Origin of the sequence: Rhodanobacter denitrificans (assembly GCF_003335105.1) — a bacterium.
GTDB classification, from domain to species: Bacteria; Pseudomonadota; Gammaproteobacteria; order Xanthomonadales; family Rhodanobacteraceae; genus Rhodanobacter; species Rhodanobacter denitrificans_A.
On record NZ_QFWQ01000003.1, the window covers coordinates 44,711 to 66,433 of the forward strand.

Here is a 21,723-nt window from a genome sequence, read left to right on the forward strand (position 1 = left end):
TCATCCGCACGCTTTCCCGCTGTTCAAAAACGGCGGTTTGATCTCGAAGCTTTCGAACGCCTGCTTCGTGAAGGGCTCAGCTGTCGAGCGCGATCGATGCTGAATCCATGGCGTGACACGGCCTCCAGGCCGACCGCGCGATAGCCATGGCCAACCGGCCATCCAGATGGCCAATCGCCAACAGTCCAATGCCCCGGCATGGGATCGTTTCCGCTTGCCTGCTCGTGACGTCCCCAACCACGCAATGATATTTAAAATGCATTGACATAATTTTGTTATCTTGATATCAGTGCATCCACGGGCCATCCGTTTCTCCTGGGGGATTTGACGTGGACATGTATCGCTCACCGTATGCTCACCGCTGCATCTGCGTGGCCGTCGCCATGGCATTGACCGGTCCCGCGCTCCTGCGGGCGCAGGACCACAACGCCGAGCAGGCCGGAGCAGCACCTGTTGCCAGCAAGGCCCACCGCCGCGTCACCGGCACGCAGGACGCAGACGGAAAAGCCACGCGCCTGCCCACGATCATCGTGACCGCCGACAAGCGCAGCGAGCCGCTGCAGAGCGTGCCGATGGCGGTGTCGGTGCTGACGCAGACCCAGCTCGACCGCCAGGGCGCCACCAGCTTCGGCGACTACATCGGCCAGGTACCCGGCCTCAACGCGATCTCCTCGGGCCAGGGCTGGACCCAGCTGGTGCTGCGCGGTATCACTTCGGGCAGCCACCAGCCCAACGCCACAGTGGGCACCTACATCGACGACTCGCCGTACGGCTCAAGCACCGTCTACGCGGCAGGCAGCATGCTCACGCCCGATATCGATCCCAGCGACCTGGACCACATCGAGGTGCTGCGCGGGCCGCAGGGCACGCTGTACGGATCGAACACACTGGGTGGCCTGATCAAGTTCGTCACCACCCCGCCCGACACCACCGCGGCCAGCGCCCACGTCGGCGTTGAAGCGAGCAGCGTAGCCGGCGGTGGCAGCGGCTTCGGCTCGCACGCGACGGTGAACATCCCCTTGATGAAAGACACGCTGGGCCTGCGCGTCAATGCCTATGCCCGCACCGATCCCGGCTACATCGACAACATCTCCACTGGCCAGACCGAGGTGAACGAGGCCAAGGTTCGCGGCGGCCGCGCGCAATTGCTGTGGACGCCCAGCGACAAGGTCTCGGTACGCTTCTCGGCGCTGGCACAAAACCTGAGCAGCAACGGCTCGGCCAACGGCGGCATCGACGTCGACCCGTCCACCGCGCAACCGGTCTATGGCTGGAACAAGCAGGCGCGTGCCGCCGGCACCGGCCTGTTCAAGGTGAAGTACCGGCTCTACGACCTCACCGCCAGCGCCGACATGGGCTGGGCCAAGCTGGTCTCCACCACCAGCTACAGCACGCTGCGGCTCAACGAGAACGTCGACAACACCGCCCTGTTCGGCCCCCTGCTCAATCCGTTGTTCGGCCTGTCCAACGGCGGCTATGCGGAAGTGCAACCGATCTCGCTGAACAAGGTCACGCAGGAACTGCGACTGCAGTCGCCGCAAGACCAGACCTGGGAGTGGCGCACCGGCCTGTTCTTCACCCACGAACGTACCGTGGACCAGCAGGACATGGCCACCTTCGACGCTGGCACGGGACAGCCCATAGCGTTGCCCACCCTCGTGCACGTTTCGGTGGGTCCGGCGCTGTTCACCGAATGGGCCGGCTATGGCGACCTTACCTGGCATGCCACCGATCGTTTCAGCCTGCTGGTCGGCGCGCGCTACAGCGACGACCGCACCACCTACACGCAGACCGGCACCGGCCTGCTGATCGGCGATTCCGGTTTCACCTTGCGCAGCAGCGACCAGCCGATCACCTACCTGTTCAATCCCAGCTACAAGTTCAGCAAAGACACGATGGGCTATCTGCGCGTGGCCACCGGCTTCCGCCCGGGCGGTGCCAACGTCGGCGTGTCGCCGGGGCTTGGCGCACCGCTGACCTTTGACCCGGACAAGCTGGTGAACTACGAACTGGGCCTGAAGACGATGATGCTCGACGGGCGCATGAGCCTGGACATGGACGCCTTCTACATCGACTGGTCCAAGGTGCAACTGACTTCGACCGTGGGCGGCATCAGCTTCCTCGGCAATGGCGGCAAGGCAGTCAGCAAGGGCTTCGAGGCGAGCCTGCGCTATCACCCGACCAGCGGCCTCACGCTGTGGGCGAACAGCTCCTACACCGACGCCAAGCTCGCCCAGGACAACCCGGCCGGCAGCGTCTACGGCCTCAAGGGCAATCCCCTGCCCTACGTGCCGAAGTGGAACGCCAACCTGGGCGCCGACTACAACTTCCCGATCGGCAGCTGGTCCGGTTTCGTGGGCGGCAACTTCAGCCACGTCGGGCGGCGCGCCGCGGAGTTCAACCAGGTTCCCGCACCACGCGTCCACCTGCCCTCGTACAACAACATCGACTTGTATGCGGGCGTGAATTTCGGCGACTGGATGTTCAAGCTCTACGCCAAGAACCTGGCCAACAGGCACGGCATCACCTCGGTGTGGCCGGAGACGCTGAATCCGGTGGGCAGCCCGTACAACGCCTCGGTACAGACGCCGCGCACGGTCGGCGTGTCGGCCAGCGTCGATTTCTGAGCCAGTCCTTCCTTCGACACACCACGGGAATCCGGCATGAACCGAGCATTGAAAGGGCTGGTCGCCTTTGTCACCACCGTCGCTCTGGGTACGGCGCTGGCGCAGCAGGCCACGCCAGCGGCCGCGGCCAGCGCGACGCCGGTTGCAGACATGATGCAGCCGGCGGACTCCACGCCGGCCCTGACGGCGCAGGATCTCGGCTCGCTCTTTGATGGCCTGATGCCCTACGCGCTGCACCGCAACGACATCGCCGGCGGCGTGGTGGCGGTGGTCAAGGACGGCCGGGTACTGTTCGCCCGCGGCTACGGCTATGCCGACCTTGCCAGGCGCATTCCGGTTTCGGCCGACAGCACGCTGTTCCGGCCCGGCTCCACCTCCAAGCTGTTCACCTGGATCGCGGTGATGCAGCTGGTCGAACAGGGCAAGCTGGACCTGGACCGCGATGTCAACGACTACCTCGACTTTCGCATTCCGGCCTGGCACGGCAAGCCGATCACCCTGCGCGAACTGATGACGCACACTCCAGGTTTCGAGGACGTGACCCGCGGCCTGATGCCGGCCACGCCCGACCAGGTGAACCTGGAGCGCTACCTGAAGGAGCGGCTGCCTGCACGCATCTTCCCGCCGGGCGAACTGGTGGCCTATTCCAACTACGGTTGCGGCGTGGCCGGCTACATCGTGCAGCGCATCGCCGGCGAACCGTACGAGCAGTACGTCGAACAGCACATCCTCAAGCCGCTGGGGATGGACCATTCCACCTTCACGCAGCCGCTGTCGCCGGCGCTCGCACCGCTGATGTCGAAGGGCTACCTGCGCGCATCGGATGGCAAGCCGCAACCGTTCGAGCTGGTCGATCCCGCGCCCGCCGGCGCGATGAGCACCACGGCGGCGGACATGGCGAAGTTCATGATTGCCCAGCTGCAGGATGGCCGCTACGGCGACACCGGGATCCTCCAGCCGGCCACCACGCGGCTGATGCACAGCCCGCAGTACGCGCCGGCGCCGGACATGCCCGGCTTCGACCTGGGCTTCTACCAAGAGGACCGCAACGGCCTGCGCATCATCGGCCATGCCGGTGACACCGTGGTGTTCCACAGCGACCTGCACCTGCTGCTGGACAAGAACGTGGGCCTGTTCCTGTCCTTCAACAGTGCGGGCAACCCCGATGCTGGCGGCACGCTGACGCTGCGCCGTTCGATCTTCCACGCTTTTCTCGACCGCTACTTCCCATCTCCACTGCCCGCACGGACGCCGGCACCGGCGAGTGCAAAGACCGACGCCGCCAGGGTGGCCGGCTGGTACCAGAGCACCCGCCGCAACGACAGCGCGATGAAGCTGTTCAACTTGCTCTCGCAGTTCCAGGTTGCCGCGGCGCCGGATGGCACGCTGACCGTGTCGCCGATGCTGGTCGACACCGCGGGCCAGCCCCTGCGCTGGCGTGAGGTCGCTCCGCTGCAGTACCGCGAAGTGAACGGCCGTGACCAGCTGCGCTTCGTCGCCGGCGCGGACGGCCGGATCCGCTACTGGACCACGACCTACATTCCCGCCGTGATGCTGTTCCAGCGCATGCCCGCCGCGCGCGGCAAGGGCACCGTGCTGCCGCTCGCCGGCCTGTCGATGCTGGTCGTGCTGCTGGCGCTGGCCAGCTGGGGGCTGGGCCGCTGGCTGCGTCGCCATTACCACGCCACGCTGAAACTGCCACCCGGCCTGCACCGCACGCGCCTGTATTCACGACTGGGGGCGCTGGTGCTGTTCCTCGACCTGATCGGCTGGTTCGTGCTGCTGGGTTCCGTCGGCACGCATCTGTCCCTGCTGCTGCAGGGCGGCGCCGCGCCGTGGATGACCCTGCTCTACGTGATCGGCGTGGTCGCGCTGCTCGGCGTGCTGGCGATCGTGCTGCATGCCGTGAACGGCTGGAGGCTGGCCGCGCGCAGCCTGCGCGTGCGACTCGGCGAGACCGTGCTTGCACTCGCCGCACTCTATCTCGGCTGGTTCATCCTGGCGTTCGGGCTGGTCAGCTTCAACACGCATTTCTGACCGGGAGCAACGATGACCAGCCGCCTCCACCCAACGCTCAAGTTGAGCGCGCACATCGAGAAGCTCCCGCTCAAGCAGCCCTTCCACATCACCGGCTACACCTTCACTGCCTGCGACGCACTGGTGGTGAGCCTGCACGACGGCGAGTTCACCGGCCAGGGCGAAGGGCTTGGCGTCTATTACCGCAACGACACGCCCGCCTCGATGCTGCAGCAGGTCGAACGCCTGCGCGAGCGCATCGAACACGGCATCACCCGCGAACAGCTGCTGGAACTGCTGCCTGCCGGCGGTGCGCGCAACGCGGTGGATTGCGCGCTGTGGGACCTGGAGGCGAAGCGCGGCAACACGTCCGTCTGGCAGCTCACCGGCCTGTCGCGGCCCGAGTCGCTGCTGACCACCTACACGCTGAGCGCCGACGATCCGGACGAGGTGGGCGAGGCGGCGCGCAACTACGCGGGTGCACGCGCACTCAAGCTCAAGCTCAAGGACGACCACCTCAACGCCGAGCGCGTGCGCGCGGTGCGCGCGGCTTGCCCCGGCGTCTGGCTGATGGTGGACGCCAACCAGGGGCTTACCCGCGAATCGCTGGCGCAGATGCTGCCGACCCTGGTGGAGACCGGCGTGGCCGTGGTCGAGCAACCTTTCCCGGTCGGCCGTGAAGCGTGGTTCGACGGGCTGCACTATCCGGTCCCGCTGGCCGCCGACGAGAGCGTGCAGGACCGCGCCGACCTGCCCGGCCTCGAAGGCCGCGTGCAGGTGATCAACATCAAGCTGGACAAGTGCGGCGGCCTCACCGCTGGACTGGCGCTCGCGCGCGAGGCCAGCGAACGCGGCTTCCGCCTGATGGTGGGCAACATGGGCGGCTCGTCGCTGTCGATGGGACCAGCCTTCGTACTCGGCTCGCTGTGCTCGGTGGTGGACCTGGACGGCCCGATGTTCATCAAGGCCGACCGCGAGCCCGGGGTAAGCTACCGCGACGGGCGCATCTGGTGCCCCGACGGGATCTGGGGCGCACCGTGCACCTTGCCCGCATGAGCCTTCCGGAGAATCGACGCCCATGACCGCGGCCCAGCCTCCCGCGCGCGAACGCCGCTTCCTCGGCCACCCGTTTGGCCTCAGCGTGCTGTTCCTGACCGAGATGTGGGAGATGTTCTCCTTCTTCGGCATGCGCGCGCTGCTGGTCTATTACATGACCATGCGGCTGGACTTCGGCCAGGAATACGCGTCGCTGGTCTACGGCACCTATGCCGCCTTCGTCTACTTCACGCCGGTGTTCGGCGGCATGGTCGCGGATCGCTGGCTGGGCAAGCGCCGGTCCGTGCTGATCGGCGCCAGCACCATGGCGCTGGGCCATTTCATGATGGCCTCGCCAGCGCTGTTCTATCCGGCCCTGGCCACCATCGCGCTGGGCAACGGCCTGTTCCTACCCAGTCTGGCCAGCCAGATCGAGGGCCTGTACCGCGAGGGCGATCCGCGGCGCAAGAGCGCCTACAGCATCTACTACGTGGGCGTGAACCTGGGCGCCTTCCTGGCGCCGCTGGTGTGCGGCTTCCTGGGCGAGGCCTACGGCTGGCACTGGGGCTTCACGGCGGCCGGCGTGGGCATGCTCGCCTCGCTGCTGATCTACGTGGCCGGCAGCCGCCATTTGCCGCCGGAAGCCGCACGCATCGCAGCATTGCCGACCCCACGCAAGCCGCTGGACCGCGCCGTGCTGAGCCGTCTCGCCTTCCTCGGTGGGATCGCCGCGATCGTGGTGCTGTTCCGCGGCGCCTACGAACAGGTCGGCAACACCATCGCGCTGTGGGCGGAGATGGGCGTGGACCGCCAGGTGACTGCCGGCTGGAGCATTCCGATGGCCTGGTTCCAGGCGCTGGATCCGCTGATGGTGTTCATCGCCACGCCCCTGCTGGTGGCGCGCTGGGCACGTCTGGCAAAGCGCGGTATCGACACGCCATCGCTGCACAGGATGGCCTTCGGCGCGGCCGTGGTCGGACTGTCGTATGTATTGCTGGCCGCGGTGGCCGCGTGGAGCGAGGCACGCGGCATCCGTGCAAACTGGCTCTGGCTGGCAGGCTGGTTCGTGCTGATGACGCTGGGCGAGTTGTACATCCTGCCAGTGGGCCTGGGCCTGTTCGGCCATCTGGCGCCGGAAGGTTTCGGCGCCACCTGCATCGCGCTGTGGTTCTTTGCCGGTTTCTTCGGCAACCTGCTCGCCGGCGCACTGGGTATGCTCTGGAGCCGGCTGCCGCACGGCGGCTTCTTCCTGCTGATCGGCGTCGTCGCCGGCGCCTCGGCGGTCCTGCTGCTCGCCTTGGGCCTGCGCGTCGGTCGCACGGAAAAACGGGATAATCCGGGCCTGACCGCCACGATCTCATGACGAGGCCCTCCTGATGACCAAGGACCTGAAGCAGAAGCTCAAGGACCACTGGGAAGGCTTCACGGCCTCCGAGCGAAAGATTGCCAATTACCTGATGCACAACATCCGCGATCTGCCGTTCGAGACGGCGGCGTCGCTGGGCAAGCGCGTGGGCGTAAGCCCGATGACGGTGGGACGCTTCCTGCGCACCTTGGGCTACGAAGGCCTAGGCGAGATGAAGGAGGAATTCCGCGGCGACGGCACCTGGCGACATCTCTACAAGCCGCCGGAACCGCCCCAGGACGGCGACGCGATCGCCATGCACCTGCTGGCGGAGACTCGCGCACTGGCCGGCGTGCATGAGGTCGTCCGCACCAGGGAATGGAAGTCGGCGATCCGTCAGCTGGTTTCGGCCGACCGCGTCTCGGTAGCCAGCTTCCAGCACAGCACCTTCCTCGGCCTCGGCCTCGCCAACCTGCTGCAGCAGGTGCGCCCGCGCGTCGCCTTCAACGACGGCGCCGACAGCGCCTGCGTCGACATGCTGCTGGACTCGAACAAAAACAGCTGCGTGGTGTTGATCGACCAGCGCCGCTACTTCAGGCAATTCCGCGAAGTCGCCGAACACGTGGCAGGACGAGGCATCCCGCTGGTGCTGATCGCCGACATCGAATGCTACTGGGCGCGCGAGCTCACCCCGCATGCGCTGCTGATACCGGCCAGCGAGGTTTGGCACAGCTACTGCGCAATGTCGAGCCTGTTCAGCCTGATCGTGGCCGCGGTGATCGAGAACAGCGACGGCGTGATGGAGCGGCTCAGCGAGATCAACGAGCTTCGCCAGGAACAGGGCTGCTACATCGATCCGCCGCGCGGCAAGGCGCAGAGAAAGCCAGGCCGCTAATGGGCAGTGCGGAACCCCGCCGGCCGGCCCGCTCGATGGTCTCCCCGTATAGCACAAGCATGGCGGGACACGGCTGAGCATAGGCAGAACTTGGGCGTCTGCACGAAGCGCTTCCGCAGGAATGACGCCCCCGGTTTTGAGCAGCGGTCAACCCAGCCACAGATACAGCAACGCGCCGAACATCGCGCCGACGGGCACGGTGATCACCCACGAAAGGACGATGGCGGTCATCACGGAGCGATCCACGCCTGCACCGCTACGGATGCCGCTGCCGGCGAGCGCACCGACCGACACATGGGTCGTGGACACCGGCAGTCCGCTGAATGATGCCGTGCCGACCAGCAGACTGGTGGTCAGGCCGGCGGCCAGCGCTCCGCCAGGATCGAGCCGCGTGATCCTGTCGCTCATGGTCCGGGCGACACGCGCTGCCCCCAACAGGCCGCCCACGAACATCGCCAGGCCGACCGCCAGCGCCGAGGCGTTACCGTCCAGCGCAGCGACCGGCAGCAGCAGCGCCGCGATCTTGGGCGTGTCGTTCAAGCCCCTCGCGAAGCTGACCGCCCCGCCGGAGAGATACAGCAGGCCATCCACCAGGCCACGGGCATCGAGCTGCCACGCGCGCCGGGCCCCTAGGCTTTCGCACTCGGCCACGGTACCGGCGAGGGCCATCGGCATGCCCGTACGCAACAGCAGGCCTTCCGCGGAGACCTGTACCGCATTCACCGTGCACTCGCACTCCGATTCATGGTCCGCACGCGTGCTCAGCCTGCGCAGCCACGGTGCCAGCAGCCAGGCCGGCAGGACCGCAATGACGGGGGTCGCCAGCAGCGGCAGCAGGAAGCTCTGTCCCAGCGTGCCGAACTTCACCGCCGAGCCGACGGCCACCAGGCCGACACCGCTCATCGCACCGACCAGCGCGTGGGTGGTCGAGATCGGCCGCCCGCGCCAGGCGGCCAGCGCGACGGTGATGCCGGCGCCACCAGCGACCGCCAGCGCAAACGGAAGCTTTGCCGCGACATCGGCTGGCACCAGGCCGGCGCCCGTGAACGCCTTCAGCAGCGCACGTGCGAGGAACACCGAGGACAACGACCCGGCCAGGGTGGTAATGCTCGCCCAGCCCAGGCTGGTCCAGTAACCGGCGCGGCGACTGCCGTACAGGGCGGCCACGCCCTTGAAATTGTCGTTGGCGCCGTTGGTGGCGGCGAGGAATAGCACGGTCAGTACAAGCAGGGTTTCCATCGGGTATCCCGGGTAGCGTCACGCGAAGACGAAGCGGCGAGGCACATGGCCACATGTCATGGAGTCATCCGGGTGGCAAAACGATTCAGGCCGTCGGAGATCCTGCAAGTTGCAGCTTCATCCATTCCGCCAGCGCACACTGCGCCGGCAACGCCTCCGGCAGCCGGCCAAGCGCGCCCAGCACCCGCGGCAGATCGTCGGCGTTGTCGACATCGGTGAGCACGGGCAGCTCGAGGATGCGTCCCGTCCCTGGCAATGCCCTGCGCAGCGCCAGGCAGGTGTCGCCCTGCGAATAGCGCACCGACTGCCAGATCGCCAGTTGCACAGGCGTGTTGCTGCCGAACAGCCAGAAGCCGCCATCGGTGGAGGGACCGAACACGAACGCAACCGGGGGCTCGGCCAGTGCCTGCGCGGCCCGGGTCAGTTGCCCTGACGTGAGCTGCGGCACGTCCGCGCCCACCAGCAGCACGCTGCCGTGCCGGCTCAGCAGGGTCTCGAGGACATGATGCATGCGCGTGCCCAGGCCGCCCTCCCCCTGCCAGATCGTGGGAAAGTCCGGCCACGCTGCATGCGCAGCGTCGTCGGCCTCGGCCACCGCCCAGTAAGGCGTGATGAGCGGCTGGGCCGCCCTGGCCACCCCCGCCACGGCAGCGCTGGCCAGCCGGTGGAAGGTGAGCGCGGCGTCTTCGCCAATAACGGTTGCCAGCCGTGTCTTCAACGGCGAATGGCCCGGGGTCTTGACGAAAATGGCCAGCGCGGTCGTCATGTCCTCGTCCGCCGCGTGGCGCGCCATGCCGGCCACGCCTGGGCCGCGGTCAGTCGCCAGTGCCTGAGCGTGGTACTCAACCAGCCGTGTCGCGCATATTTGCGCGCGCTGGTCTCCAGCACGGCGGGAATGCGCCGCAGCGGCAGGCCGGCCTGTCTCGCGGCCCATACCAGCAGGTGGTCCTCGCCGTAACGCGCCTGCTCGTCGAAGCCGTGCAGCGCCTCGAAGCAATGCCTCGGCAACAGCAGTCCCTGATCGCCGAACGGCAACCCCAGCCAGCGCGCGCGCCAGTTGGCGCCGGCCGCGTTCAACGCCGTCCAGCGCGGGCCGTCGCCACGAAAGGCGAGCGTGAACCATCCCAGCGCCTCGCCGCCCTGCCCGATGAAGCGCTGCAGTTCCTGCAGGGTGCCGGGACGCAAGCGCGAGTCGGCATGCAGGAACCACAACCACTCGCCCGTGGCCAGGCCGGCGCCGAGATTCTGCTGGCAGGCACGGCCGGCCTCGCTGCGGCACTGCCGATAGCGCAGATATGTGGGCCACGTCGCCGGCGATGGCCGCGGCTCATCGTCCGCACACGCCATGATGACTTCGCTGCCGTCCGGCAGGGCGGACAGTTGCCGCAGCAGCTCGGGCCATTCGGTTTCGCCGGGCGCCAGCGGCACGATCACCGACAACGAGCTCGTCGACATGTCAGCAACAGCTGGCCGCGACGCTGGCCGGCGCGGCGGGCGCGCAATCGAACAGGCCGAAATGCTTCCGCTTGTCGCCGTCGATGCGGAAATGCGCGACATAGCGGCTGCCCGCCAGCATGTCGGCGGTGTTGCCGCAGACCCGCACCGGGCGGCCGCTCTCGAACAGGTGATGGTCGTCCAGCGCGAAGCGGTGCGGGTGCCCGGGCAGGCTGCCCAGGTAGGTCGCGACCTGGCCGTAGTCCTCGCAGCGATCCTCCAGCGGCAGCTTGAATGCGCGCCAGGTAATCGATTCGAAGTTCGCAAAACCGATACGTTGCTCGATCGCCGCATCGGTCAGCGCGATCGGGCTGCGTGCGCACACGCGCGCATCGGCCACGCCAAGCTCACCGAGCAACCGCCGGAAATCCTCCACGTACAACGCGCCGGCCAGGCACTCGCCCAGCAGCACCGGGTCGGCCAACAGCTCGCGCGGCAACCGACGGTCGCTGAACACGTCGGAGAAGTACAGCTCGCCACCGGGCTTGAGCACGCGGCATATTTCGGCGAACGCGCGGCGCTTGTCCGGCACCAGGTTGAGCACGCAGTTGGACACCACGACGTCGACGGAGCCATCGGCGATGCCCAGCGCCGCCAGGTCCGCGAGATCGCCCAGCTGCAGGGTGACATTGCTGCGCGCATGGCCGAAGGCCTGCGCATGCCATTCGCGATGGCGCTCGGCCACCGCCAGCTGCCGCTCGGTCATGTCGACGCCGATCACCCGCCCCTGCTCGCCCACCAGCTTCGACAGCAGATAGACGTCCCGTCCGCTGCCGCAGCCGAGGTCGAGCACGATGGCGCCGTCCACCGCCGGCGGCAGCGGCGAGCCGCAGCCGTAGAAGCGCTCGCGCACCTCCGGGTGCAACTGGACAAGGATCGAACGCAGGTTTTCCGGCATCGCTTCCAGGCTGCAGCATGCCGTGGTGCGCAGGTCGCGGCTCGACTGCAGGGTTTCGCCGTAGTAGCTGCGCACGGCGGATTGCTGCTCTTCCGCACCGGCGACGACGTCTTGTTCCAGGTTCATGCTCATGTCAACGATCCTCCACAGGAGCTGCCCGCCCCGGCGGTACAGCCATAGCAATGATTGGCGAACGCAATCGGGCCGTGCCCGACGTCCGCCAGCGCGTCGATTTCCCACAAGGTTCGTCGGCGGCCGCCCAGCGGCAGCCCCAGCGCCTGGTTGAAATCGCAGTCGAAGAGTTCGCCATCCCAGCTCACCGACAGCAGGTTGCGGCACATCACGCCCAGCGCCGCGCGCGGATTGAATGCATCGAGCAGGGTCTGCATGTAGCGCTCGTAGCGACCCTCGCGCTCGAGCAGGTGCAGGAAGCGCTTGATCGGCATGTTGGTGATGGTGAACAGGTGGTTGAACACGATGCCGAAGTGTTCGGCCAGCTCGTGCCGGTAGGTCGCCTCCAGCGTCGCCTGGGCGGGCGGCAGCGTGGCGCCCAGCGGGTTGTAGACCAGATCCAGTTCCAGCCCGGAGCCGGCGCGCCCGTAGCCGAGCGCATTGAGCCGATGAAGGGCGCGCAGGCTGGGATCGAAAACGTGCCGCCCGCGCTGCTTCTCCACGTTGGCCTTGCTGTAGCAAGGCAGCGAGGCGACCACCTTGACGCCCTGTTCGGCCAGGAACTCCGCGGTGTCCTCCTGTCCGGGACGGAACAGCACGGTCAGGTTGCAGCGGTCGATGACGGTCTTGCCCAACGCACGCGATCCCTGCACCAGGGTGCGGAAATGTGGGTTGAGTTCCGGCGCGCCGCCGGTCAGGTCCACCGTATGCACGCCCGGGGCCTTCGCCAGCAGTTCCAGGATGCGTTCCACCGTGGCCGCCTGCATGATCTCGGTGCGCCCGGGCCCGGCTTCCACGTGGCAATGCTGGCAGGCCAGGTCGCACAGCTTGCCGACGTTGACCTGCAGGATCTCCGTCGGCATGCGCGGCAAGGCGAGCCCATGCTCGCGCAGGGAGCGGGCGAACGATGGTGCGGCGAAAGATGGAACGGCGTTCATGGCAGCATGTCCTGGCGATGTTGGCGGCGCTGGCGCACCTGTGCGGACCGGTCCGGGCGCCCCGGCAGCAGGGCCTCCACAGTACGCCGTGATCCTTCGCACGCCGATCGCACGGCAGGCATGCAGCACCCGGCCCTCTGTCCTGGCATGAAATCGTGATTCCTCATGCCGCCCTCACTTCCGCCGCCATGCGTGATAGCGGGCCAGCCAGTGCAGCACTCGTTCGGGCGCATGGGCCTTCTTCCAGTTTCCCGCCGCGTACTTGTTGGCTTCGGCCCAGGTCGGATACGCGTGGATGGTGCCAAGGATCTTGTTGAGTCCCAGCCCATGGCGCATCGCCAGCACGAACTCGGCCAGCATCTCGCCTGCATGCTGGCCCACGATGGTTGCGCCCAGGATGCGATCCTTGCCTGGTGCGGTCAGCACTTTCACGAAGCCATGCGCCTGATCCTCGGTGATCGCCCGGTCCAGATCGTCCAGTTCATAGCGCGTGGTCTCGAACGGAATGCCCTGCGCCTTCGCCTCGCGCTCGTTGAGGCCGACGCGCGCCACCTCCGGATCGACGAACGTCACCGCCGGAATCACCGCGTAGTCGACGCGAAAACGCCAGATCGAGCCGAACAGCGCATTGACGGCGGCGTACCACGCCTGGTGGGCGGCGACGTGGGTGAACTGGTAGGGCCCGGCGACGTCGCCGCAGGCGTAGATGTTCGGGTACAGCGTGGCCAGCCACGCATCCGTATCCACTGTCCCGGTCACAGGGATGCCCAGTTCCTCCAGCCCGAAGCCGGTGACGCGCGGCTTGCGCCCGACCGCCACCAGCAGCGTGTCGAAGGGGATCCTTGCGCGCCGGCCCTCATGCTCGCAGACCAGCGCGTATTGCCCGCCATGCCGCTCGACTGCCACGGCACGGCAGTCCGTACGCACGTCCACGCCATCGGCCGACAGGCGCGCCCGCACGAAGACGGATACCTCGTCGTCCTCGCGCATCAGCAGGCGCCTGTGGCTCTGCACCTGAACGACCGGCGTACCGAGTCGGGCAAATGCCTGCGCAAGCTCGCAGCCGATCGGGCCGCCGCCCAGTATCAGCAGGCGCCCGGGCGGGTCCTGCAGCTGCCACAGCGTTTCGGAGGTGAGATAGCCCGCTTCGGCCAGCCCCGGCAGATCCGGCACCACGGGTTCGGCGCCGGTGGCAATCACGATGGCACGCGTGGTGACGGGCCTGCCATCGATCTCGACCGTCCACGGCGACACGATGCGTGCATGGCCATGCTGCACCTCCACGCCCAGCCCGCGGTAGCGCTCCACCGAGTCGTGCGGCGCCACGGCCTGCACCGCGCGCCGCACGCTGCCCATCACGGCGTGGAAATCGACCCTGATGTCACCGGCATCCACCCCGACGCGCGTCGCGCCCCGCACGTGTGCCGCCAGCCGCGCCGCGTGGATCAGCGCCTTCGATGGCACGCAGCCGGTATTGAGACAGTCGCCGCCCATGGCGCCGCCTTCCACCAGGGTGACCTTTGCGCGCACGGCGGCGGCGATATAGGCGCTGACCAGTCCCGCCGAACCGGCGCCGATCACCACCAGGTTCCGATCGAAGCGCTTCGGCGCCGGCCAGCCTGCATGGAGGCGCCGCCGCCTCACCCGCGCCACGCTCCAGCGCGCCAGCCACGGGAACACCCCCAGCAGGACGAGCGAGCCGGCGATCCGGGGCGAGACGATGCCCGACAGCGAGTGCAGGCGGGCCAGCTGGGTGCCGGCATTCACGAACACCACGGTCGCCGCCAGCATGCCGAGCTGGCTGACCCAGTAGAACGTGCGTATCGGTAACCTAGTCAGCCCCATCAGCAGGTTCACCACGAAGAACGGGATCACCGGAACCAGCCGCAGCGTGAACAGGTACAGGGCGCCTTCGCGCCGGATGCCCTCGTCGACCGCGTGCAGGCGCTGGCCGAAGCGCCGCTGTACCATGTCGCGAAAGACGAACCGGCTGGCGAGGAAGGCCAGCGTCGCGCCGATGCTCGAGGCAAACGACACCAGCAGTGTGCCTTCCAGCAGGCCGAACATCGCGCCGCCGGCCAGGGTCAGCAAGGTGGCCAGCGGCAGCGACAACGCGGTGACCGCCACATACAGCAGGAAAAAACCGCCGCCGAGCAGCCACGGATGGGCCTGCCGGAAAGCGTCCAGCGCGAGCAGGTGCGCCTTCAGCGCAGCCAGCGTGAACTGGTGCTGCCAGCCCAACGCGAAGAACACGGCGACCGCACCGGACAGGCCGATGACGATCAGCCAGCGGAGGATCGTGGTGCGATTTTTCATGGGTACGGAATCCGGTCGGCAGTGCTCAGTCCCTGAGATATTCCTGGACCATCTGGCGGCCACGATGGATGCGGCTCTTGACCGCCTCCCGCGTCAGCAGGAGCTGGCCGGCGATCTCGCTGATCGAGTACTCCTCGAAATCGCGAAGGATGATCGCCTCCCGGTATTTTTCCGGCAGCGACTGGATGGCGGCGGCCAGGTCCGAGCGCAGATCGAAATGCTCGACATAGACAAAAATGGCGTGATCCGGATCCGGCAACGCGACCTGCCCGCGCATCGCGCGCAGCAACCGGTGGCATTCGTGGCGCACGATCGAAAAGGCCCAGGCGGGAAACGAGGCGATCGTGCGCAGCGTGCCGAGCCGGCGGTAGATCAGCAGCAACGATTCCTGCACCGCATCGTCCGGGTCCACGCTGCTGGCGCATTGCGACTGGGCGATGCGCCGCAGGTCCGGCCGGCACGCGGTCAGCAGCCGTTCGACCGCGGCGAGGTCGCCCTGCCGCGCGGATTCCAGGAGGATCGGGTCATGTCGCATGGGGGGAACCTTTGCGTGGTTGCTCGGTGGTGCAGTGGCGGGGATTCCGGTTCTCTCGCCCCATAGAGGACTCCGGCGCATCAAAGGATTCAAGCGGATTGGCCGGCACGGCCAGCTACCCTGCCCGTACCGCGGCATCCGTGCCGTCGCCCCGCTTGTCCATGGGCCGGAATCGATCGAGGATCCGATCGAGCGAGAACGAACCCGGCCCCCAGGCGATCACCGCCAGCAGCATCATCGCCCAGACCTTGTGGTCGCTGAAATCGTTGCCGATCAGGCCGACCCAGAAACCGTGCGGCCACAGATCCGGGTAGGAAACGACGGCCATGATGTTGTAGACGAACAGGAACCCCGCGGTCACCCGCCCGCCCAGCCCCAGCAGGAGGAACCACGGCGCGACCAGCTCGATCCAGGTGCCGAGAAACGCCGCGGCGTCGCCGGACAACAGCGGCACGTGGTATTCGTTGTTGAACAGGTAGAACGTACCCGCCGGGTCGTCGAGCTTCACCACGCCGGCGTGCCAGAACGCCAGTGCCACCCACACCCGGAACAACAACAGCACCACCGGCCCCAGGCTCGACAATGCCTCCGCCAGTTGCCGGTAATGACCACTCGTGCGCCACAGCAGCTTGTTCATGTGCAGCCCTCTTGGTTGTTGAACGCCACGACCAGGCCCTGCACGAGCAGGTCCCGCAGACAGGGTTGAAGATCGAAAGCGGCATCCAGGTCCATGGCCGCCCGATGGGCCGCAGCCACATCGCCGCCCGCGGCCAGCACCTCGATGCAGTGGAACGTGGCGGGGTCGACGGCAGCCATGGCCACCTCGCCGCCATCACGCCACAGCAGGACGCTCTCGCCACCCCGATCGGGACGCGGAGCGGGCCCGCCGGGCGACTGGCACCACTGCCACAAGGTGAGCACGGCCCAGCGGCTGTGCAGCAGATGCAGGCTCGGATGCAAGCGCAGGTGCAGCCGGCGCGGTTCCACCGCAGCCGCGTCGGCGGCGGCGCGGGCATCGGCAGGCGCCGCATCCGGCGCCAGCACGGTCAGCTGGCGCAACCAGTCCAGCCTCGCGATGTCCGCCAGGTAGCCCAGTGAGCGGGCCCGTGGTATCGCCTCGATGAACCCGGGCAGCGCGCCGCCGAATGACTGCAGGTTGCCGCAGGTGGAGGGGTGTTGCTCCCGGTAACGCGCGGCCATCGCCTCGAAAAAATCCTCGCCCACTAGCGCATGCACGGTGGGGAAAGCGTCGTGCAGGGCCGCATCGAGGGTCGCGGCCACCGCGTTGCGGTAGATGCGCAGCCGCGCCGCCGGATCCAGCCCGGCGCCGTCGACCCATGCCGCCACGTCGTCGCTGCGGCCCAGCACGGCCGCAGCGAAGCCTTGCTGCAGTTCATGCAATCGCGGTGCGGCAGGCATGCAGCTCCTCCTCGGCACGGGCGGCTTCGGCCAGCAGCACCTCCAGTTCGGGAATGTCCTGGTCCCATTCGATCAGCGTCGGCTGCGGTCCGCACAGTTCCAGCGCCTCGCGGTAGAGCGCCCACACCTCGTCGGCGACGGGACGGCTGTGGCTGTCGATCAGCAGCGGCACCGGCAGCCGGTCCTTGCGCAGAAAGCCGGCGAGATGGATCTCGCGCACCGAGGCATGCGGCATGGCGCGCAGGTACTCGCCCGGGTCGAAGCCGTGATTGACGCTGTTGACGTAAACATTGTTCACGTCCAGCAGCAGGCCGCAGCCGCTGCGGCGTACCAGTTCGGCGACGAAGGCCGACTCCGGCATGTCGGCGTGACGGAAGCTGAGATAGCTTGAGACGTTCTCGACCAGGAACTCGCGCCCCAGCGCGTCCTGCACCTGCTGCACGCGCGAGACCATCAGGGCCAGGGCTTCCGCGGTATACGGCAGCGGCAGCAGATCGTTCAGATGGATGCCGCCGATCGCGCCCCAGCAGATGTGGTCCGAGACAAGCGCGGGCTGATAGCGGTCGACCAGCCGCCGCAGGCTGGCCAGGTGTGCAACGTCTAACGCATCGGACGAACCCAGTGACAGGCCGACGCCGTGCAGGCTGAGGGGATAGTCGGCGCGGATGCGCTCCAGCGCCGCATGCATCGGACCGCCGGCAGCGAAATAGTTCTCGCTGTGCACTTCGAACCACGGCACCGGCGGCCGCTCCTGCAACACCCGGGCGATGTGCGGCGCGCGCAAGCCGATCCCGGCGGCTGCCGGGATCGGGCGCTGCGCCTGTGGCAGCAGGAAGCTCATGGCCTGGATCAGGCCTTGTCCGCCGGGGTGGTGGAACCGCCGTCGATCTTTTCGCACAGGCCGGCCGGCACGGCCACGAACGCATTGGCGTCGCGTGCCTTGCTGTCCTGGCCGGCGCACGAATGCCCCGGCGACTTGCAGTCGTTCTTGTGCGCCGCATTGATGCCGTAGCACTTGGTCATCGCCATGTTGGCCGACTTCATCTCGTTCGCGCCGTTCGGCGCCGGGCTGGCGGTGGCGACCGATGCCACGCCGAGGGCCAGCGCGCCGGCCAGGGCGATTTTGAGCAGGTTGTCGTGGTTCATGATGGGTATCTCCGTAAGGTGAGCCGGGGCGTCCGGCACCTCATAGAGCCACCCAGGGGGCCAAAGGATTCATGATTCGTGCGTGCTGCAAGCGGCCCATCGAGTGGCTGCCGGCGCGAGGTGGCCGCCCAGCCGCCTGTTCAGGGACACACCATGACCCCGTGCCAGAACGCGACGTACCCGCGGATCTCCGCCGCTTCCGGCTTGGGCTCCGGGTAGTACCACGCCGCGGCGGGATTGACCTCGTCGTCGACCACGACATCGAAATAGCTGGCCGTGCCTTTCCAGGGACACACCGAATGCCGGGTGCTGTCGCGCAGGTGCTCGCGCCTGAGCGACTCCGGCGGAAAATAGTGATTGCCTTCAATCACGATCGTGTGCTCGCTCTCGGCGATCACGCTGCCTTGCCACATCGCGCGCATGGGTCTCTCCTCGTTGCAGTTGGCTGGAACCGATACTGCCGCCGTTCGCACTCGCCGGCCGGTTTGCCGTCAGTGGTGAAGACGCGCGCGGCAGCCAGGGCAGGCTCGAAATCCATGGCCACCGATACGGGGGAATGGCCATGAACTTTCCGCTGCCGCGCGACGCCCTCACCCGATAGAGGGACCGGACCGGTCGAAAGATTCAACGAAGTTTCAAAGCGACCGCGAGACACCCGGCGAGTTTCCGTGAAGGCGTTTGAAGGCGCGGCTGAAGGCTGCCTCTGTCGCATAGCCGGCGATCACCGCCGCTTCGGCCACGCTGACGCCGCGCTCGGCCAGCGCCGACTTCGCCTGTTGCATGCGCAGGCCGGTGACATACCCCATCGGGGTGGCTCCGGTCGAATGGGCAAATCGCCGGGCGAACGCTGCCCGCGACAGATGCACCCTGTCGGCGAGCATCGCCACCGTCCAGGGTTGCTGCGGATCCCGATGGATGGCCAGCAACGCCGGGCCGAGATGCGGATCGAAAATCGCGGTCAGCAGCCCCTGGGCGACCGTACCGGCGGCCAGGCACTGCCGCAGCGCATACATGAACAGCGCATCGGAAAGCTTGTCCATCAATGTCATGGCGCCGGGACCGTTCGACTCGGCCTCGGCGACGATCAGCTGCAGCAGGGCCGCCGGAGCGCCGGAATCGCCGTCGCCCGGCTGCGGATCGTGCCGAAGCAGCAGCTGCGCCGGCAGCGACGCCAGCAACACTTCCGACAATGGCGAGTCGAACTCGAAGTAGCCGCACAGCAGCAGCGTGGGAACCTCACCATCGGCGTCCAGCGAGGCGATCAGGCAATGGTCCAGCGGTCGGTTGAACAGTACCGCGTCGCCGGCCCGGAGCAGGATGTCGCCGGCACGGCCGTCATGCCGCATCACGCAGCGTCCGGTGGCCACCAGGTGGAACATCGCCTTGCGCTCGTATTCGCCATCGACCACCCACTGCCCGCAATGCGTGGTCCGATGGAACACGCGCGTCTGCAGGCGGAGGTGCCGCATCAATTCACTCAGTTCGTCCACGACGGCTCCAGATCAAGACGCGGAGACAAGCATGCGCGCGTTGCGGACATGGTTGCGTTCGCAGTCGAGGGCCAAAGTATGCCCATGACCGGTTCGTCATTCGACCGGTCGCCCGCCAATCCATCAGAGGAACATCAGCCATGAGCGAATTTACCCTGCAGAATCCCGACTCCGCCCCGGAAGCAGCACGCGCCCTGCTGCGGGGCGCACGCGACAAGATGGGCTTCGTGCCCAACCTGTATGCCAACCTCGCCAACGCCCCGGCGGCGCTGGAAGCCTACTTCGGCCTTTCCGCGCAGTTCGACAAGACCTCGTTCAACCCGGTGGAGCGCCAGGTGGTACTGCTGGCCGCCAGCGTGGAAAACGGATGTGAATTCTGCGTCGCCGCCCATTCGATGATCGCCCGCAAGGTGGCCAAGGCTCCGGATGCCGTCGTCGACGCGTTGCGCAACCGCACCACCCTGCCCGACGTCCGGCTCGAAGCCCTGGCCACGTTCACCCGCCACATGGTGAAGGAGCGCGGCTGGGTGGCCGGAGCGCCGCTGCAGGCCTTCCTCAAGGCCGGCTTCACCCACCAGCAGGCGTTGGAAGTCGTGCTGGGCGTCGCCATGAAGACTCTCAGCAACTACGCCAACCACCTGACCGAAACCCGGACCAACGCCGAGTTTTCCAGCGAGGCATGGCACCGTCCGACATGATGCCGCGGGATCACGCCGACGTCCCGGGATTCGGGTCCATTCACAAGCCCGGCCACCCTTTCGTCCGACACGCGGATACCGGGCAAGTGATACTGCCCCGCGGTTGACAGCCGACGCCATGGACATTCTCATGCAGGCACCTGGCAGGACGATCGGGCACCGCGGCCTTGCGCGGCAGCAGGGTCGTTTGCCGGGCGGCATTCGACGCGGGAAATGAAGCGTTCCTGGTGCATCATGGCCAGCCTTCACCACCTGCAGCCGGGTTCTGTTCCATGCCGGCTTGCCGGAAAGACCATGACATGATGACGCTGCGCCAAATCCCGAGGGTGGTGCTCCACCCTCCCCATCTGAAACGGACCTGCCTGGTGGCGCTGCTGGTGGGCGTGTGGCTGAGCGCGTTCAACCTCGGCGACCAGTTGCTGGCCGGACCATGGAACGCACAGTTGGCGATCAGGATCGCCATGAATCTGCTGACCCCGTTCACGGTCGCCAATCTCGGCCTGATATCCCGCCAGACCGGAGCGGAACCGGACAAGCCTGGATGATGTCCTCGACGATCGATCAGGCTTCCTGACCAGGGCACCCGACGATGGCCCCGTTTCTGCTCGCCCACGAACCCGCGATCCGGCTCGGTGCCTTCGCCGGCATCTTCGCCGTGATGGCGCTGTGGGAAACGCTGGCGCCCAGGCGGCGTCAGGCGATCGGTAGATGGCGGCGCTGGCCCGGCAATCTCGGCATCGTCGTGCTCAATAGCGTGCTGGTGCGGTTGCTCTTTCCCACCGCCGCCGTCGGCGTGGCGCTATTCGCCGAGACCCATGGATGGGGGCTGCTGCATGTGCTGAAAGCACCCAACTGGCTGGCGTTTGGCGCATCGGTGCTCCTGCTCGACCTTGCCATCTACCTGCAGCACGTGTTGTTCCACGCGGTGCCGGGCTTGTGGCGGCTGCACCGGATGCATCACACCGACCTCGAATTCGATCTGACCACCGGCGCACGCTTCCATCCGCTGGAGATCCTGCTGTCGCTCGGCATCAAGCTGGGCGTCATCGTGGCCTTGGGCGCGCCCGCGACTGCCGTGCTGGTTTTCGAGGTACTGCTGAACGCCACTTCGATGTTCAACCACGGCAATGTCCGCTTGCCGGTGCCACTGGATCGTCTGCTGCGCCGATTCCTCGTCACGCCGGACATGCATCGCGTGCATCACTCCTGGCATCCGGACGAGACCAACTCCAACTTCGGCTTCAACCTGCCCTGGTGGGATCGCCTGTTTGGCACCTATCGTGCGCAGCCGCGCGACGGCCACCTCGACATGACCCTCGGCATCAACCAGTTCCGCGACCCGCGCGAGCTGCGCCTGGACCTGATGCTGTGGCAGCCGTTTCGCGGATCGACGGAGAGCTATCCGATCAATGCCCGGCCGGAGCGCACCGATGATGCGCGCATGCCGTGAGCGACACCGTG

The 21,723-nt window shown here is 67.2% G+C and carries 21 protein-coding genes; 8 read left to right on the plus strand and 13 right to left on the minus strand.

Going from position 1 to position 21,723, the window contains the following annotated elements; genetic code table 11:
- Positions 1 to 383: 383 nt before the first annotated feature.
- Genes DEO45_RS02475 through DEO45_RS02495 form a run of 5 tightly spaced genes read left to right on the plus strand, consistent with a single transcriptional unit; the run spans position 384 to position 7,918 of the window.
- Positions 384 to 2,627, plus strand: a complete 2,244-nt coding sequence (locus tag DEO45_RS02475) for a TonB-dependent receptor (protein ID WP_223250758.1) — start codon at positions 384 to 386, stop codon at positions 2,625 to 2,627.
- A 36-nt stretch (positions 2,628 to 2,663) separates the two neighbouring features.
- Positions 2,664 to 4,664 carry a serine hydrolase domain-containing protein gene (locus DEO45_RS02480; protein ID WP_114340743.1) on the plus strand — a complete coding sequence of 667 codons (2,001 nt, stop codon included), beginning with the start codon at positions 2,664 to 2,666 and terminating at the stop codon, positions 4,662 to 4,664.
- A 12-nt stretch (positions 4,665 to 4,676) separates the two neighbouring features.
- Positions 4,677 to 5,699, plus strand: coding sequence for a dipeptide epimerase (locus tag DEO45_RS02485; RefSeq protein ID WP_114340744.1), 1,023 nt, complete (start codon positions 4,677 to 4,679; stop codon positions 5,697 to 5,699).
- Positions 5,700 to 5,721: 22 nt separating this feature from the next.
- Positions 5,722 to 7,041, plus strand: coding sequence for a peptide MFS transporter (locus DEO45_RS02490; protein WP_114340745.1), 1,320 nt, complete (start codon positions 5,722 to 5,724; stop codon positions 7,039 to 7,041).
- Between the two features lie 13 nt (positions 7,042 to 7,054).
- The gene (locus DEO45_RS02495; protein ID WP_114340746.1) at positions 7,055 to 7,918 is read left to right on the plus strand and encodes a MurR/RpiR family transcriptional regulator; all 864 of its coding nucleotides are present in this window, start codon (positions 7,055 to 7,057) and stop codon (positions 7,916 to 7,918) included.
- 147 nt (positions 7,919 to 8,065) lie between these two features.
- Here the strand turns inward: DEO45_RS02495 and DEO45_RS02500 are convergent, their stop codons facing one another.
- The 13 genes from DEO45_RS02500 to DEO45_RS02560 all read right to left on the minus strand — a co-directional run bounded on the left by DEO45_RS02500 (position 8,066) and on the right by DEO45_RS02560 (position 19,564).
- Entirely contained in the window at positions 8,066 to 9,157 is a 1,092-nt protein-coding gene (locus DEO45_RS02500; protein WP_114340747.1) for an inorganic phosphate transporter, read from the minus strand.
- Positions 9,158 to 9,242: 85 nt separating this feature from the next.
- Positions 9,243 to 9,923, minus strand: coding sequence for a TIGR04282 family arsenosugar biosynthesis glycosyltransferase (locus tag DEO45_RS02505; protein WP_223250759.1), 681 nt, complete (start codon positions 9,921 to 9,923; stop codon positions 9,243 to 9,245).
- Positions 9,920 to 10,612: a TIGR04283 family arsenosugar biosynthesis glycosyltransferase gene (locus DEO45_RS02510; RefSeq protein WP_114340748.1), complete on the minus strand. Its 693-nt coding sequence runs from the start codon at positions 10,610 to 10,612 to the stop codon at positions 9,920 to 9,922. Before DEO45_RS02510 ends, DEO45_RS02505 begins: the two co-directional genes overlap by 4 nt.
- 1 nt (position 10,613) lies before the next feature.
- A complete protein-coding gene (locus DEO45_RS02515; protein WP_114340749.1) occupies positions 10,614 to 11,681 on the minus strand; it encodes a methyltransferase domain-containing protein in 1,068 nt (355 codons plus the stop codon).
- Entirely contained in the window at positions 11,678 to 12,658 is a 981-nt protein-coding gene (gene arsS / locus DEO45_RS02520; protein ID WP_114340750.1) for an arsenosugar biosynthesis radical SAM (seleno)protein ArsS, read from the minus strand. The genes DEO45_RS02515 and arsS overlap by 4 nt, the downstream gene beginning before the upstream one ends.
- A 174-nt stretch (positions 12,659 to 12,832) precedes the next feature.
- Entirely contained in the window at positions 12,833 to 14,974 is a 2,142-nt protein-coding gene (locus tag DEO45_RS02525) for an FAD-dependent oxidoreductase (protein ID WP_114340751.1), read from the minus strand.
- A 25-nt stretch (positions 14,975 to 14,999) separates the two neighbouring features.
- Positions 15,000 to 15,509 (minus strand): RNA polymerase sigma factor, encoded by a 510-nt coding sequence (locus DEO45_RS02530; protein ID WP_114340752.1) that lies wholly within the window; start codon positions 15,507 to 15,509, stop codon positions 15,000 to 15,002.
- Between the two features lie 115 nt (positions 15,510 to 15,624).
- Complete coding sequence (locus DEO45_RS02535) at positions 15,625 to 16,146, minus strand: DoxX family protein (protein WP_114340753.1); 522 nt, start codon at positions 16,144 to 16,146, stop codon at positions 15,625 to 15,627.
- Positions 16,143 to 16,928: a DNA-binding domain-containing protein gene (locus DEO45_RS02540; protein ID WP_114340754.1), complete on the minus strand. Its 786-nt coding sequence runs from the start codon at positions 16,926 to 16,928 to the stop codon at positions 16,143 to 16,145. Before DEO45_RS02540 ends, DEO45_RS02535 begins: the two co-directional genes overlap by 4 nt.
- Positions 16,903 to 17,769, minus strand: coding sequence for an MNIO family bufferin maturase (gene bufB, locus DEO45_RS02545; RefSeq protein ID WP_114340755.1), 867 nt, complete (start codon positions 17,767 to 17,769; stop codon positions 16,903 to 16,905). Before bufB ends, DEO45_RS02540 begins: the two co-directional genes overlap by 26 nt.
- Positions 17,770 to 17,777: 8 nt before the next feature.
- On the minus strand, positions 17,778 to 18,074 hold the full coding sequence (locus DEO45_RS02550) for a BufA1 family periplasmic bufferin-type metallophore (protein ID WP_114340756.1): 297 nt from the start codon (positions 18,072 to 18,074) through the stop codon (positions 17,778 to 17,780).
- Between the two features lie 140 nt (positions 18,075 to 18,214).
- The gene (locus tag DEO45_RS02555) at positions 18,215 to 18,496 is read right to left on the minus strand and encodes a DUF427 domain-containing protein (RefSeq protein WP_114340757.1); all 282 of its coding nucleotides are present in this window, start codon (positions 18,494 to 18,496) and stop codon (positions 18,215 to 18,217) included.
- Between the two features lie 213 nt (positions 18,497 to 18,709).
- On the minus strand, positions 18,710 to 19,564 hold the full coding sequence (locus tag DEO45_RS02560) for an AraC family transcriptional regulator (protein ID WP_114340758.1): 855 nt from the start codon (positions 19,562 to 19,564) through the stop codon (positions 18,710 to 18,712).
- Between the two features lie 140 nt (positions 19,565 to 19,704).
- Here DEO45_RS02560 and DEO45_RS02565 point away from each other — a divergent pair, with 140 nt between their 5' ends.
- From DEO45_RS02565 to DEO45_RS02575, 3 genes are all read left to right on the plus strand, one after another.
- The gene (locus tag DEO45_RS02565; protein ID WP_114340759.1) at positions 19,705 to 20,262 is read left to right on the plus strand and encodes a carboxymuconolactone decarboxylase family protein; all 558 of its coding nucleotides are present in this window, start codon (positions 19,705 to 19,707) and stop codon (positions 20,260 to 20,262) included.
- A 299-nt stretch (positions 20,263 to 20,561) separates the two neighbouring features.
- Positions 20,562 to 20,807 (plus strand): hypothetical protein, encoded by a 246-nt coding sequence (locus DEO45_RS02570; RefSeq protein ID WP_114340760.1) that lies wholly within the window; start codon positions 20,562 to 20,564, stop codon positions 20,805 to 20,807.
- A gap of 113 nt (positions 20,808 to 20,920) precedes the next feature.
- Positions 20,921 to 21,712 (plus strand): sterol desaturase family protein, encoded by a 792-nt coding sequence (locus DEO45_RS02575; protein WP_223250760.1) that lies wholly within the window; start codon positions 20,921 to 20,923, stop codon positions 21,710 to 21,712.
- Positions 21,713 to 21,723 lie beyond the last annotated feature (11 nt).